This window comes from Emticicia aquatilis (genome assembly GCF_014644295.1).
Classification (GTDB): Bacteria; Bacteroidota; Bacteroidia; order Cytophagales; family Spirosomataceae; genus Emticicia; species Emticicia aquatilis.
The window spans coordinates 451,919-467,680 of the sequence record NZ_BMKK01000002.1 but is presented as its reverse complement, the minus strand read 5'-3'; the positions used below and the strand labels follow the sequence as shown (position 1 = coordinate 467,680).

General features: G+C 34.9%; 8 protein-coding genes. All 8 read right to left on the bottom strand.

What is annotated here, in order from left to right; genetic code table 11:
* Nucleotides 1-13: 13 nt before the first annotated feature.
* The 8 genes from IEX65_RS06190 to IEX65_RS06155 all read right to left on the bottom strand — a co-directional run bounded on the left by IEX65_RS06190 (nt 14) and on the right by IEX65_RS06155 (nt 15,747).
* Nucleotides 14-6,172, bottom strand: coding sequence for a hypothetical protein (locus tag IEX65_RS06190; RefSeq protein ID WP_188765147.1), 6,159 nt, complete (start codon nt 6,170-6,172; stop codon nt 14-16).
* Between the two features lie 23 nt (nt 6,173-6,195).
* Nucleotides 6,196-7,872, bottom strand: a complete 1,677-nt coding sequence (locus IEX65_RS06185) for a hypothetical protein (protein ID WP_188765146.1) — start codon at nt 7,870-7,872, stop codon at nt 6,196-6,198.
* Between the two features lie 102 nt (nt 7,873-7,974).
* A complete protein-coding gene (locus IEX65_RS06180; protein ID WP_188765145.1) occupies nt 7,975-8,967 on the bottom strand; it encodes a hypothetical protein in 993 nt (330 codons plus the stop codon).
* Nucleotides 8,968-8,991: 24 nt separating this feature from the next.
* Nucleotides 8,992-9,315, bottom strand: a complete 324-nt coding sequence (locus tag IEX65_RS06175; protein WP_188765144.1) for a LytR/AlgR family response regulator transcription factor — start codon at nt 9,313-9,315, stop codon at nt 8,992-8,994.
* A gap of 10 nt (nt 9,316-9,325) precedes the next feature.
* Nucleotides 9,326-11,182 carry a beta strand repeat-containing protein gene (locus tag IEX65_RS06170; protein ID WP_188765143.1) on the bottom strand — a complete coding sequence of 619 codons (1,857 nt, stop codon included), beginning with the start codon at nt 11,180-11,182 and terminating at the stop codon, nt 9,326-9,328.
* An 81-nt stretch (nt 11,183-11,263) separates the two neighbouring features.
* Complete coding sequence (locus tag IEX65_RS06165) at nt 11,264-11,929, bottom strand: response regulator transcription factor (RefSeq protein WP_229250543.1); 666 nt, start codon at nt 11,927-11,929, stop codon at nt 11,264-11,266.
* 46 nt (nt 11,930-11,975) lie between these two features.
* Entirely contained in the window at nt 11,976-13,745 is a 1,770-nt protein-coding gene (locus IEX65_RS06160) for a sensor histidine kinase (RefSeq protein ID WP_188765142.1), read from the bottom strand.
* A gap of 121 nt (nt 13,746-13,866) precedes the next feature.
* Nucleotides 13,867-15,747 (bottom strand): ATP-binding protein, encoded by a 1,881-nt coding sequence (locus IEX65_RS06155; RefSeq protein ID WP_188765141.1) that lies wholly within the window; start codon nt 15,745-15,747, stop codon nt 13,867-13,869.
* Between the last annotated feature and the right edge of the window lie 15 nt (nt 15,748-15,762).

Below are 15,762 nucleotides of genomic sequence, written 5' to 3'. Positions count from 1 at the left end.
CTAAAATAAAATATCATAGTTTATTTACTGGCATACCATTACCGCAGTTGCCTAATGAAAATGTCATTTTAGGTTTGAGTTCTTTGGCATCTATGCTAAAATGAACCGAAACATCTTGGCTGACACTTCCGCCGAGACATTCTTCTCCAAATACAACTGTATCAATACAAACACCCAAATAAAAGCTTGCTCCAACACTTCCACAGCCTTCTAATTTTAAGCTTTGAAGTGATTCTTTTATGGCCGAAGAACTTAAACCAAGTTTAGGTGAAGCACTTGCTGAAAGGGCAGTTTGGATATTGAATGAAACGCCACCTTTAACACCGACTCCTAAGATACTGGCTTCACCTCCTAAGTCTATACCGCCGTAACCATATTGCCCGGCAAAAATGTCGAAGTTAGTCAGTGAATTGAAATTCAAGAAGTTGCGATACTCAAAGGCAACACCAGCTTTTGCCCAAGCTGCAACTGTTGCCACATCGAGTATGTCATATTTGAAACCTTCGTCGAGCGGGTTGCTGCTTAATGTTGCCGATGAAAACATTCCTTTAATTCCGTTTGTCATTTTATCAGGCAATGATTTCTGAACAGCCAAATTCAAAATAATATCAACGTCTTCTTGATAAAGCGGTTTTGTATAATAGCCCGCCACAAAAGTCATATTTGCTGTAAGAGGTAGTGGCAACCCTGCCAATGCGACATCACCAACACCATTACACATCATGTACATTCCGTTTGCTCCAATTGCCATCGAAACGTTGGTAGAGTTGATATTAACCAACCCACAAGGAATTGGGGCAGGTGGCGTAAATAAAAACTGTCCACGTACTTCTTGGCGGTCGAAATTGTAATAGAGCGACATACTTCCAACTCCGGTATCCATGCCCTTTACTCCAACAATTCCGCTTGATGGGTCGGTTTCGATTGCACCTTTTACAACAAGCGTCATGGTGCGATATTTCTCATCATCTTGTACCATATCAAAACCACCATTTCCATTTGGTAAAATAGTTTTAAGACGTAGATTATCCCATTCGTTTTTTATAACTTTCATACTACTATTTTCGACACCGCCTTTGATTGAAAGATATTTGGTATCAAGCGGAACCTTTTGATTATCAAGTACTTCTATGTAAGTGTTATAACCATTGCTTACTTTTAAATGATTAAGTTTTGTGTCCAAGACGAATGACTTTCCGCTGGTTACATCATAGACTTTCATTTTGCCTTTTGCCGAAAAAACGCCACTGCTGATTTGTTGTTCTTTCTCATCATTGTTTGCATGGAAACTAACCTGACCTTTTCCTTCGATATCAAATGAGATTGGCTTTATTTTTCCTTCAACTTTTCCAGAAGCATTTTTTGAATATATCACTTGTCCTACCATGCTTCCACCTCCATTACTCATATTCGGAATGTCCATTTTTGCTTGGCCGACCATTGTAAAGAAGTTATTACCAACATCAATCGAAGTAAGCGATAATTTTAGTACTTTGTAGAGCGTGAGCTCCTTTAAACTTGTTCCACTGAGTTGCTGTTGGTTGTCAGAGAAGATATTCATCGAACCAAATTCAATTTTTTGACCATCTTCTAAACCATCTAATTTTGAAACTCTTGCCGCCACGTCATTCCCAGATTTACTTAAAATTGAGAGTTTCCAGTGTGGTTTATTATCATGATAGCAATTTGGGTCGTAAGAAAACAAGGTTGAAGAGCCTGGTAATATTTCAAGAGGGACGATTCCTCCCAAACTAAACGCACTTGCATCAGCATTGGTTAGTTCGAGTTTATCTGCAATAAGTTTGTCAGGTTTAATAATAAGGTCTTTTAATCCTACACTTACAATACCAGTATTGACCACTGCTTTTGGAATAATGATTCCTCCATTATTATTGTCGTATTGCCAAATGTTTGGTAGGTTAGTTTTTTGACCGACTACTTTCCATTTTTCAAGTGAGAAACTGATGTTATTTCCACCAGTAAATGGTACAATCTTATTGGGTAAAACAGTAATATAGCCCGCTTCAAGAGCAATATCGCTTGGAGTCATATTTTGAATATTGGTATGTAATATTGAGCTAAACCTTACCGAATCGCCATAGATATAAGATTTTTGAGCATCGGCTTCGGCATTGAAATTGTGAACTTTAAAGTTCAGATTTTTCATAGTGTTACTTGTGAGCGAACTTCCTATGTTGAGTTTACGCTTTTTAGTTTCACCAGCTTTGAAAACCAAAATATTGCTTGGATTACCATTTTCTCCTAATTCAATTTTCCCCGAAAGCTGATACGCACCTTCAAAAGATGATAGCTCGAGTTGCACAGCTGACCTGATTTCAGCATTGCCATCTGCACCTTTTTGAATATAAATTTTAGTGAAATTATTACCTGTATTCTGTGCGGAAACAGTGTAAGCATTCGCTTTTCCTTGCAATTCCTTTCCGATACGAACAGGAAAAGAAATTTGTTGAATAGCAAATTTGCTGGCTTCGGGTTGATGAGTATTGATTCCCGAAGAAGCTTTGACAACTTTTAATTCTTTGAAATCTAAACGGTTTTGGTCATCGAGTGAGGCAAAACTGCCGTTATCAGGTAAACTATGTAATGACCCTGAAATACTAAAAGAGCCGTCTGAAAGGGATTTTACTTCTTCGATATGCACAGGAAAGCCCCAAATGTTTGCAATGCTTAAATCTTTTTGGAAGGATAGATTAAGTGCAACTTTTGTTTGAACCTGACCATTGAACCAATAGGCTTCTTTTTTCTCACCGATAAATGTGCCGCCAGCTTCAATATTTGGTGAATTATTGTTTCCAACATTTGATAAGTCTTTTACATCAGTCGGATTTACTTTGCCTCCTTGGCCAAGCGGTTGTATAGGTTGAACTCCTCCCGATACTTTACTCTGTTGAGAACTTTGGTATTGTTGATTTTTTGAAACAAAGACTTCTACATTGTTTTCGGTCACAGGAATACCTTTCAGTGTACAATTCCCGTTGGCATCAGTAAAGCACTCTGCATAGTTGGCACTATTATTTCCCCAACCACTTTTCAATGTTTTGATGTAAACCTTAGCACCTTTTGATGGTTGTACCTTACCATCTTTGTTTTCAGTAACACTCGCCACGACTTCACGAGCAGGGGTCAGGTTGACAGTATAGTCAAAAGGAAGTTTATAAACTGGAATACTCACTTCACCTTCCCAATGTGAAAAATTATCACCTTTAGCCGGTTTTACTCTTACCAAAAAGCTCTTGCCTGGACTTTCAAAAGCTATATAAGCTTTGCCTTTTGAGTCAGTTTTGGCAGTAATATCTTTTATTTGAACGGTAGCACCTTCTAATGGCATCGAGTCATTACCTTGAGTACCTTTTACTATAATATTTATTCGATGCTTTCTGCGGCGTACAATTAAGGTGTTGGCTGGAATGTTGGTTACGCCATCTTCATTGATGTCAATTGTATATTCTTCTGTGAAATACTCATCAGAACGAGGGAATATTTTAAGTTTTCTGCCTTTTCCAGCCGCCGCTGGGAATGATGCACAACCTTTAAAAATCCAAGCTTCATCAGTTTTGTACATCGCCCCATCATTTACTTGTAAGTCTGCAATTACTCTGTTTCCATCTTCGTCAGTTACGCAAGCTGAAACTCTACCCGAAGGAGTTAAGTTTATTTCATTTGTTTGATAGCCTTGTCCCATTAATAACTTAATAAAAGTATTATTTGCAGGATGCAAGTTTGTCTTATAACCATCTTTGCTAAACTCTAATTTATAATCACCAGGCTGTAAGTCATTAAATTCAAAATAGCCATCTTTGTCAGTATAAATCATTTTAACTGACCCAATTTCATTATTTAATTGTTCTGAAATATCATCCAACCAATTAGTTAAGAAACTGCCAGATGAAGAATTTTGTCCTACCTTTTTCTGTTTCAGAATAACTAAAACATTCTTCAAACCTTTAGTTTGCTCAACAACTTTTCCTCGGATAAATGGCAATTTTGACTTCATGAAAAGCTCAAAATCTTCAGTTGAGTAGATATATTTAGCATTAAATTCCAAATTATTGTCGAAATCACCATCGAATCCATTTGAATAAGAGGAGTTGGAGCCATAAGCATTGATGGTTTTTATACCATCTGCTTTATTATAAACTCCAGTGTTTTTATCAGAATAAGAGTGAGCAACAAAAATGTCTTGTTTCTTACTACCAATTCGAGCAACTCTCGGAACGAATAATTTACCATCAGCATTGGTTTTACCCATTGCAATTACTCTGTCAACTTTTGAAATTGGGTAAACATTGGCAAAATCTCCCATTTTTAAGGCTTGAATTGACGAAGGAGGAAGATTTTGTCCTTCTTCTAAAGGTACTGTTTCATCAACAGGTTTCATTCTAAATACCTCAACGTTTACATTTTCAAGAGTGCCATATACACCACCCATTTGTCCTGCTTCGTCATCGTTTTTAGCATTGATACTCATATTGAAACTTTTAACCAAAGCCACTTGGTCGGGCAATGAAATATTATCATTGGGACGAGCATCAATCATCATAAACGGACTGCAATAGTATGGGCTTTCGACTACCAAAATACAAGTACGCTTTAGCACTTTATTGGTTATTGTATTACCTTTTTCTACTACGGTTGTGTCTTTGCCAGTTGGGCTGTTGTAGCTTGGCATATAATACTCTTTATCTGGCTCATTTACTTTAAAGTTTACCAAATTAGCGGTATCCTTTAGGGCGAAACCTAAATTAAACTCTCCGTTTTCATTAGTATAGCCAGTTGCTAAAACCTTTGTTATTGGCTCATTGTCAATGTTTTTTCCATTGACTGTATAATTCAATAAATCAATATCTTTCAGGCTTGTCAAAATTTTCCATCCACCTCCTGCGTCATACAAGGGCATAGTTCCACTCAAATTATCAGTACCTTTATAGGCATAAACCATTACTAAATTTACTTTTACTTTCTTCAAAGGTTTAGCTTTGGGAATAATATTTAGATACGAACTTGTTGAATACAGTTGCTCAAAAATACCACCGTTTGGTCGTTTTTGGCTTTTTGAAGTAAAATTACTCGCACTTAAAATCTGTGATTCTTTACCATATTTTTCGAGTTTGTAGTCTTCTGGGTAAGCATACAAGAGTTTCCCAGCCACTTGGGTGTATAATGCTTTAATGTCAATTTTGGGGTCATATTTTATGTCACCATTAATAACCTTTTTGGGTTCTTTGGGCTTTTTGGTTACAGGTTCTTTTGATTCTTTTTCGGCTTCTTTTGCATTGGAATCTTTGTAAATAAATGAGCGAATTTCGCTTCGTCCACCATTTCTAAAGGCAGTTCCTTCTTTGGTAGTTCTTCCTCCTGCTGATATTTGGTCGAGTGCCGTAACAGCCCATGCGTATTTTCTTCCAACAACTAATTGAGGGTCGGCAGGGCCGAATACATAGACGTTTCCACTAACTGTTTTTTCAAAAAATGCTGGCTGAGTTGAGGCTAAAAAAGCATCATTAGGATTACGTTTAGGGTCAAAAAGTTCAATGATTTTTAAACGATATTGTGTGCCAGGTGCTGCTCCCGCTGACGGAGACCATGTGAATATAATATTTTGTGGTTGAATTGGACGTACTTCTTCATCCTCAAAAGGTTTAATGAGAATTGGAGGTTCGAGTTGGGTAAGACGAACACTTGTACACCCCAAAGGAGATTCGGCTGAAAGTGGGGTAGTTTGTCGAGTAAAATCATAAGCACGCACGCACACTTGATAAATACCTTCTGGAAGGCCATTTTTTCGTTCAATGTCATCAATAGTAATGTTTCTTGTCGAAAGTTGATTAATATCGAAAACATCTTGTAAGTCGCTTATATTGAGCGTGTATGGAATATTAGGCTGCAACGTAATGCTACGTGAGGCTCTAAAATTAGGGTTTGTAAAAATCTGGATACCGTTATCGCCAGTAATATTTGCTCGTAAATAAACAGTTATTGCTCTTGGCTGAGTATTACGAAGCATAATGATTGCTTTGCCAGGATTATTGGCATAATCACTCAAACGAGTCGAATAAGGTGGAATCAACTGCACCGTAACGTTTACTGGAAATTGAGCATTTGCCCAAAAAGTGCAAAAAAGTAAGCTAAAGAGTATTAATATATTTTTCATGCTTGTAGAAATTTCTTCAGTTTTCAAAAAGTAAATGTGTAACCAATTTCACCTGTTTGCTCAGAGAATTTTTGTTGCCCCCCAATGGCATCATCACTTGGCGAATTATTCAATGAATTGACTCTTAAACTAAACCGATGTTTGCCTGTGGGTTGATAACTCGCATTGACTCCTAAGTTTAGTATTGTACTATTTCCTTGTGGCAATGTGCTGATAATGTAAGAGTTAGCCGTACTTAGTAGTAATTGATTTTTTATAAAACCTTTTGAGGCTCCTGCGGTGAAACCAATATTACTGATGTCGCCAATTGAAAGTTTATTGAGTGTGTAATTGACACCCGGCATGAGTGTGAGACCCATTTTGTTGAGTGTTAGGTTATAATTGACCAATGCTACACTCGAATTAATGTTATTGATGGTTTTGGTATCATTATTTATATCAACCAAATTGCTGAGATTATATGAAGCTAAAACTACATTGGTAGTTTTGGTGTTGGCCATAATCAATCGTGGACTGATGGAAAGATTCTTGGTGGTTTGTGCCAATAAATATTTGTTTTGGATTTTAGCAACCGTAGGCTCTGAATTTGATGAAAAATTGGTGTAATTGGCATCAATTCCAAACTTTGAGTTGATATCCCAAGAAATATTCCCCATTGCAATTACACGTTTAGTTGTGGCTTGTTTTTGTTTTTTTGTGTTATCTTGTTGAATACCAAGACTTCCTAAAAACCTAAGTTTGCCTTTGAGAGCATTGTAAGTTGGCGAAATTGTGATGTTCTGTAAATCACTTTGAAAGAAATATGCCCCCATTGACTGAAAATTTGGGTCAACTTTTTTATAGGCAACTTTCAACGAATAATTTTTCTCTTTAAATCCAACTCCACCAGAATATGCCAAATAGTATTCTGAAGTTCCATTGAGTTTAATAACCTTATTTATTGTATTTAGAATCTTATAAGTATCAAAATCGAGTTCTAATTTTGATTGATAATCACGGGTATAAATGCTCAAACCACCATCAGCAAAAACGAAAAATTTCTTAGCAAAAGTGAGTTTTAAATCAGCACCAATTACAGCATTTTCAGCTGGTCGTACAGCACTTGTGTTTATATCTCCCTGAAACTTTTGTTCGCTATCTTTGGCTTTCAAATAACTTAAATCAAAATGTGATTCTTCTGTACCATACCCTATTTTGGCAGCATAGCCAAACCTTGAAAAGGTAATGGGTTGAATTGTGCCAGTCGTAGTATCAACGGTCGTGGCTCGATTTAGCCTTCCAGCCATGAAACCAAACCTAAATTTCTTTGGATTTAACTCAACTCCTGCACCAAACATAGTATATCCCGCAAGTGTATATGGCGAAAATGAAATGTTTCGGAAACCTACGTGAGCAGTTGCCCATTTGTAGGTCGGACTCATACCAAATTGGTTAAATGGCTGTCTGAAACTACGTTCTTGCTCGCTGTAAGTAAACGAAAGTGGAATTGAAACTCCATAAATTGATAGGGTAGGGCTTCCCGAAACAACATACATGAACGGACTTCGACGAGCCTGAATACCTGATGCTGAGTAGCCGATTCCACGAATATCCAACGAGCCACTTATTGCAAAAGGTTTTTGCTTAGAAATCGTTTCAAGATTTTGGGCAAACACTCCAGTTGTTAAAAAAATAGATATTATGTAAAGGTGTATTTTCATGGGCATTGTCAGTTTTCATGTCCAAAGTTCAACGATTTTTTATAAACCATCTACTCAAAATTAAATGATTTACTAAACGGTCAAGAATAAAGTAATCATTTTTTAGTTTATTTTAAAACCACTAAATATAGGTTCGTAAACAATTGTTTTATATGCTGAATAAATGTTAAGATTAGTGCCTGAGTCCTGCGAAACATAGACTCGGACACTTGTGCCAGCTGTAAGATTTAAATCAACCGAGTAGTTCTGAAGAAACATCTGGTTATTTGGAGGATATGAAAAAAAACTTGCTAAATACGTAGTGTTTTGGTTTCTCAAGATAATTTCTCTTTTACCAGTGACATTACCTTGCCAAGCTACATTAAGCGTGAAATGATAAACACCATTTGAAGGGGCAGTAAATTGATAATAATTTGAATTATCAAAACTATTTGTGATATCAAAATTCTCAAAATTTAAATAAATTTGACTTTCAGAGCCATTGCCCAGTACTAAATTTTGGGCACTGCTTGAAACTGAGAATGCTGGGTTTACTGTGCCAGATATAGCCACCAAATTTCCAGAGGCGTCTGCTCCAACTGGCCGAGTTCCTGTTCCAGCCAAGCTCGCAATTGAAACAGTTCCAGCATCATTTACGCCAAAACGCCAAGCGTTTCCAATCCAAATCCCTGCCGAAGCATCATTAATATTCCCAAAAAATGAACCTTCGTCAATGCCGTTGGTTGATTTACTAAACCAAATGCCTGCTGTATTTGTAGCAGTTCTGATGCGTACACGGTCTTTAATATCCAGAATATACTGTGGGTCAGTCATACCTACGCCAAAATTCCCATTCGTTTGTAGCATAAGCCTAACTGTGCTATTTCCAGTTGCAAAACCCAACGGATGATTGGTATGGGTTTGTAAGATTCCAAACGTTCCATTTACATACGTTCCGACACCAACAATGTTATTGGTAGTTCGATGGTCGAGGCCAATACCAATTTTATTAATTTTTAAAACTTCACTATTCGTTGTAGAATTTGGCGTTATGGTTAATGACTGACCAAAAGTAAAATTGACTACAAATAATATTAAAGAAACTATCTTTTTCATAAAAAAAACTGGAAATTTTGTTCATTAATTAAGATAGCTAATTCCTTTCAAAACACTATCAAATCTTCTTCTTGAAATCTGAATTTCTGAACCATCGATTAAACTAATTTTTTTGTTTTCTTTACAAAATGTAGAAATAAAATCAATATTAATTATGCAAGATTTACTAACTCTTACAAATGGTAAGTCGAGTGTTTCTTGGTAGTTTTTAAGGGTGTAAGACATCATTACAGTTTTTCCATTTGAAAGGATAAACTTTGTGTAGTTGAGCACTCCTTCAAGTCGAATGATTTGATTATCAGGATTTTGTAATAGTTGTTGATGTTTTTTTGATGGTTTATTTTTCATAGCTTTAAAATTATCTATAATACATAAATCTGAATGTCAAACCAGTAAGTAGCAATGTATTTGAGTTTCCAATATTACAAAATTTTACTTCTACAGTATCAGTAGCTGATGCTCTCACATTGGCTACGGTTAAGGTTGAGAATGGACTATCAATATTTAGAATAACATTATCACCTACTAACACACCTGGAACATTATAATAGTTTAAATCACAAGTATTATTTACAACACCAAAAATTTGTTGGCCAGTAAGTGTTGTTCTTTTGATTTTTGTAATTACAGAGCCTAAGCCTCCTATGTTGAGGGCATCAGGAGATAATGTTCCTCCTACACCTAAGCTTCCACTGAAAAACCCATCTGTAGCCGAAATAGTATTATTAAATGTTATTGAACCAGAGAAGCTGGATGATGAACTTACCGTAAGATTATTTATCGTTGCACCTGCCGAAATTACATTACCACTGGCTTTGATATTTCCCAAGACATGTAGCTTCTCAGTAGGATTGACATTCCCTATGGCTACATTTGCTCCAGTGTCATTTATATATACTTTTGAAGTTGCTTTACCACCTCGAATGTAGGTGTCTTCAGTTGTAGAATAATTGAAATGTGTTGAGTTAGTTGTGCCTTCAAAAGCCGCTGTTCCATTAGCACCTGTGCCTCTGGCAACTTGTAAGGTAGCAAGTGGGTCACTGACTCCAATACCTACATCTCCTTGATTATCAATGAAAACCCTATCAACTCCAACTATTGTGTTATCGGCAGTTCCACTTGTCGCAGTATTGTAGAGTAAGAGCTTACCAGTTGTTGGGTCAAAACTGATACCACCAACGTAGCCATTGGCGATTGGTTTTCGGCCACCATTATAATAACCATTTAAACTAATGCCTGGCCAATTATTATCTATTCCAACTCCAGTTGTATTATCACCAAATATGGCTGCTGTATTTCCAACTAACTTATTAACAACCAACCCAGCGTTATTGGGTGTAGTAGTTCCGATACCTACCAAGCCATCTAAAATGGCTGCGTATTTGACTCCACTACCCGAAACCGTTGAATATATACCATATTTTGTTCCTGTTCCGCTACCTTTTGCTTCAAAATATCCCCCATAAGTTGTACCATTGCCAGAGTTATCAACGCTTGTTTGTAAACCATAAGCCTCAGTTGATGCTGGACCTGATACAAGTGCTCTAAGACCTAATCTCACAGGAACATTTGATGTACCTGATACTAAAGTCGTAACACCGTATTTATTTCCTGTACTTGTTCCGTTTGTATTAAAAAAACCACCAAATTCTGAGCCAGTTCCCATAGCCGTGGTGGTTGCAGATATACCATAAGATGATACACTAACATTAGCACTGGTATTAGTTTGTATTCCGTATGCAGCTGAGACTAATGCAGTACTATTTGCTTTTGCGGTTACTCCATATAAAATAGCATTTCCATTAATACCTGAATTTCCTATACTTGAGAATTCCCCTCCCAATAAAAAATCTGCATTAACAGAGCTTGAAGCGGCATCACCTCTCACACCAACACCCTTGGCATTAAACACATTACCTAATCCATAAACTCCAATGTTTTCTGATGAAGTAGCTCCATTAGCATACCCATACATTCCATAATTTCTTACAGTCGAATTTTGGGCAAAACCAAATACCCCAACAATATCACTTGTTGAACTTGTATTTCCAGAATTACCCAATATTGAAACTTTTGGAAAAAATCCAGATGCCGTACCAAAACCATTAGTTCTGAATACAGGTTTTGTGCCATCAACAACTGTTTCTGCAGAGTTTTGGGCGAAACAAATTGAAGTAATATTTAAGAAGGTAAGTAAAATAAAAATCTTTTTCATGGATATAACGAGTTTGATTGGTTACGATGCAAATTTCTGCATTCAATCAATACTCGTCAATCGAATAAATATATGGTTTTATCAGACTAATTTATCTTTCAAAGCCTTCACTACGGCTTCAGATTTTGAATTTACGTGTAGTTTTTTGTAGATATTATTGATGTGGCTACGCACAGTTCCCATACTGATGTAACAGTTTGAAGCAATCATTTTGTAGCTATCGCCATTTACCAAACATTTCAGAATGTCCAGTTCTCTTTCAGAAAGATTGTTTTCTTCGTTTTTAATGACTTTTGGTTGAGCAAAATATTCAAGTACTTTTCGGGCTATGGCGGGCGTCATAGGTGAGCCTCCGTGATAGATTTCATGGATAGCCTCAATGATTTCAATGATTTTAGATTTTTTTAATAAATATCCACTCGCACCCGCCTGTAAAGCACTAAAAAGCTTGTCACGGTCTTCAAAAACCGTTAGAATTAAGATATTTACTTGTGGGAAATGCTCTTTGATTAGTTGTGTTGCTTCAATCCCATTCATTTGTGGCATGTCAACATCCATCAGAATTACGTCGGGAATACCTTCATTCTTACAATTTTGAATAATATTGATAGGCGATTCGTATGCTCCCATGAAATCGAATTCTTCGGAGCTTTGAAGCAAGTGTGTGAGACTTGTGCGAAGCGTGAGGTTATCTTCGTATAATGCTACTTTTATCACGGTTTCTGGCATAATGGTTATTGGTAGCAAAGTGAATATTTTTTTATTTACAAATCAATCGGATAAATATATGGTTTTATAATGGCACGGTTAATATTACTTGTGTTCCTTTACTTATTGTGCTATTTATATTTAAAGTCGCACCGATTTTCTCAGCTCTCATTTTCATGTTTTTGAGTCCGTTTCTTTGAGATGCTGCATTTATATCGAAACCAATACCATTGTCAATTATTTCAAAAACAATAAATTTGTTTTCTAATTTGGCCTCGATAACCGCATTTTTACTATTGCTATATTTGATTAAATTATTGATTGCTTCTTTCAAAATCAAATAGATGTCTCGGCGTTTGCTAATATCTATCTTAATATTTTCAGAAATTGCTAAAAAATCAATTTTAAACTCAATTTCTTTCGATTCAAATATCGGAATTGCATACGATTTGAGTCGAGTTTCAAGATTTTGTAAAGAATCATTTTGAGGATTGATGGCCCAGATAATATCATCCATTTTGTCTATTACCTCACGAGCATCATTACTGACTTGTTGCATGATTTCGAGCTTTGAATCTCCTTTTTTTTGCTGGAAAGTCACAATTTCTGACAAAATTGAAATGCTACTTAGAGTACTGCCAATTTCATCGTGTAAATCAGCCGCAATCTGATTCCTTAGTCTTTGTTCTGCTTCTAATTTTTTGTATTTATTTCGATTGATGATTAAAACAATACTAATGATACCTAATAATATACTTAGTATCCCAACTATCAAAAAAACATTTCGTTGAAATATTGAATTCTCGTTTTCGAGTTTCAGTAGCTTCAAATTAGCTTCTTGTTTTTCTTTTTCGAGCCTATTGACGCTCGTAGATAATTTGAGTGAAAACAACGAATCTTCTAATTTATATGATTTTACTCGGTAGTCATGTGCTTTTTTATAGTCTTTTAATAATAAATTTAGGTCGGCCAATTTATCATAATCAAGTTTGACTCCTAAACCATAGTTTCCTTTTTTATCAATTTCAAGTGTTTTTAGATTGTATTTCTCTGCTAATTTGTATTGTTTTTTAAATTCGTAGTACATTGCCATACTTGCATAAGCATCAGCTTTTCTAAAATCGTTATTTAATTTTTCAGCTAATTTGACTGACATGTTTATGTAATTGTAAGCACTATCAAGTTGATTTAGTCTAATATAGATTGAACTCAATGATATCCAACTTGAAATGATTGATGCTGGTCGACAATAATTTTTAGCATAAAAAAGCGATTTTTGTGAATGATATTTTGATTTTAAATAATCTTTTTTCTGGACATAAAAGTCTGACAGAGCTAATTCTGCAAGATAACGAGCTTGTTTATTTTTTTCTTTTTCAATTAGTAGTATTGATTTTTTAGTATATACCTCATACTTTTTTACGTCAATTGGAATATACATTCTTGCCATTATTATGTATGCTGGTAAAATGTATTCGCTCAGATGGAATTTTTCAGTAAGTTCGATTGCTTGAGTAATGTATTTAAATGCGTTATCATATTGATTCACAAATTCATAGTATGTACCGAGCCCTGAATAGACCAATTGTTTTTCATTAGGTGACAGGTTGTATTTATTTACATAATTTTCAGATTTTTGAAAGGAATTTAGTGCTTCATTAAGTTTCTCATACCTCAAATATAAAATACCGAAATTCCAATTTATACGAGCAACGCCTTTATAATCATTTATCTTGAGAGCTATTTTATCGGCTTCATGTAAAATTTTTTCTGCTTTTTTTTCATCATCTAAGTAGTTTAACAACTTCCACGCATACTGTTCGGCTGTCCTTACATAATTTGAGTCTTTGGGCATTTTTTGTAGTAAAATTTCCAAAGAATCAGATTCAGAGTTGGCTTTGCAGTAGGGAACTAAAACAATAAAAAGTATGAATACAAATAACAGCCTGCTAATTTTCATGAAGTTTAGATTAATACTATGATATTGATACAGCCAAAATTACCTGTGTACCTTTGCCTATTTCACTATTTAAACTAAAAATAGCCCCGATTTTTTCAGCACGCATTTTCATATTTTTAAGTCCATTGCGTAAAGATGCTTCGTTGGTATCAAAGCCAATTCCATCATCACTAATTTTGAAATTGATTTTTGAATTTTCAAGAAACACCTCAATTTGTGCATTTTTACATTGACTATATTTTACGAGATTATTGATAGCTTCTTTCAAAATCAGATATATATCACGGCGTTTACTCATATCAATTTTAATATTTTCGAGTTCGGTTGAAAATTTAAATTTGAAATCAATGTCTTTTGACTCGAGCAACGGAATAGCAAAAGATTTTAGCCTTGTTTCCAGATTAGAAAAATCATCATTTGATGGATTTATTGTCCAGATAATATCATCCATTTTATCAATCACTTCTCTTGAATCATTGCTTACTTGCTGCATGATTTGGAGTTTTGAATCTCCTTTTTTTTGTTGTAACGCCACAATTTCAGACAAAATTGAAATACTACTAAGGGTACTACCAATTTCGTCCTGCAGGTCAGCCGCAATCTGATTCCTTAGTCTTTGTTCTGCTTCTAATTTTTTGTATTTATTACGATTGATGATTAAAACTATACTTATAATGGCAAATAGAATGCTTATAATTCCACCAAAGAGAATGGCGTTTCGCTGAAAAATCGAATTTTTATTCTCTGATTCCAATAACTTAAATTTTATATCTTGCTTCTCCATTTCGAGTGCGTTTACTTTCATTGTCAAATTTGTTGAAAACAACGAATCGTTTAGTTCGGAGGCTTTGACTTTAAAATCATAAGCTCTTTTGTAGTTGCCGAGTATAACATTTAGGTCTGCTAATTTTTTATAATCAAATTGTGTTTTCAATCCATAATTTCTTTTTTTATCAATTTCCAATGTTTTTAAAAGGTATTTTTCTGAGAGCTTAAATTGTTTTTTTTTCTCATAATAGAAAGCCATACTTGAATATGAATCTGCCATTCGAAGCTCATTTTTTAGGTTTTCTGCCAATTTTATTGACTGATTTATATAAATATAAGCACTATCAAGTTGTTTTTGGGCAATGTAAGTACTGCTAATAGCCAACCAACTTGGAATAATTGCTATTTTATGACAATATTTTTTTGCAATGGAATACGAATTTAAGACATGGTATTTAGCTTTTTTTAAATCCTTATAATTTATGTAATGTGCGGCTAATGCTAACTCTGCCAAATATTTAAATTGCGGTACTTTTTCTTTATCAATTAATTTTTCAATTTTTGGGGTAAAGGTCATATATTTTTTTTCATCAATATTTCTATAAATTACTGCTAATACAAGATAAGCATGTAATACATATTCGTTAAGGTTGTGTTTTTCGGTGAGTTCAATCGCTTGAGATAAATATTTGGCAGCTTTATCAAATTGATTGATATAATCGTAGCACAAACCCAAACCCGAATAAACTTTTTGTCTTTCGTTGGGTGGTAATTTGTATTTATCAACAAATAATTCTGCTTTTCGAAAGTATTTTATTGACTCATCAATTTTTTCAAAACGGATGTATAAATATCCGAGATACCAATTTGTGTGTACAATTCCCTTATAATCGTTGAGTTTTATAGCCAATTTCTCGGCTTCACGTAAAATGTTTTCTCCTTTTTTTTCATCATCTAAGTAATTGAGTAGCTTCCAAGCATACTGCTCGGCTGCTCTAATATAATTTGTGTCTTTGGGCATTTTAGATAACTTATTTGCCAAAGAGTCAGATTCTGAATTTGCTTTACAATTCAAAATCAAGACAAATGTTGTAAAGAAAAATGACACTAATAACCTTAATAATTTCATGCAATTTTGGTTGGG

Bases quoted from the DNA above. Each gene is read 5' to 3' on its own strand.
- IEX65_RS06190 (WP_188765147.1), bottom strand. From the start codon at position 6,172: ATGAAAAATATATTAATACTCTTTAGCTTACTTTTTTGCACTTTTTGG.
- IEX65_RS06185 (WP_188765146.1), bottom strand. From the start codon at position 7,872: ATGAAAATACACCTTTACATAATATCTATTTTTTTAACAACTGGAGTG.
- IEX65_RS06180 (WP_188765145.1), bottom strand. From the start codon at position 8,967: ATGAAAAAGATAGTTTCTTTAATATTATTTGTAGTCAATTTTACTTTT.
- IEX65_RS06175 (WP_188765144.1), bottom strand. From the start codon at position 9,315: ATGAAAAATAAACCATCAAAAAAACATCAACAACTATTACAAAATCCT.
- IEX65_RS06170 (WP_188765143.1), bottom strand. From the start codon at position 11,182: ATGAAAAAGATTTTTATTTTACTTACCTTCTTAAATATTACTTCAATT.
- IEX65_RS06160 (WP_188765142.1), bottom strand. From the start codon at position 13,745: ATGCCCAAAGACTCAAATTATGTAAGGACAGCCGAACAGTATGCGTGG.
- IEX65_RS06155 (WP_188765141.1), bottom strand. From the start codon at position 15,747: ATGAAATTATTAAGGTTATTAGTGTCATTTTTCTTTACAACATTTGTC.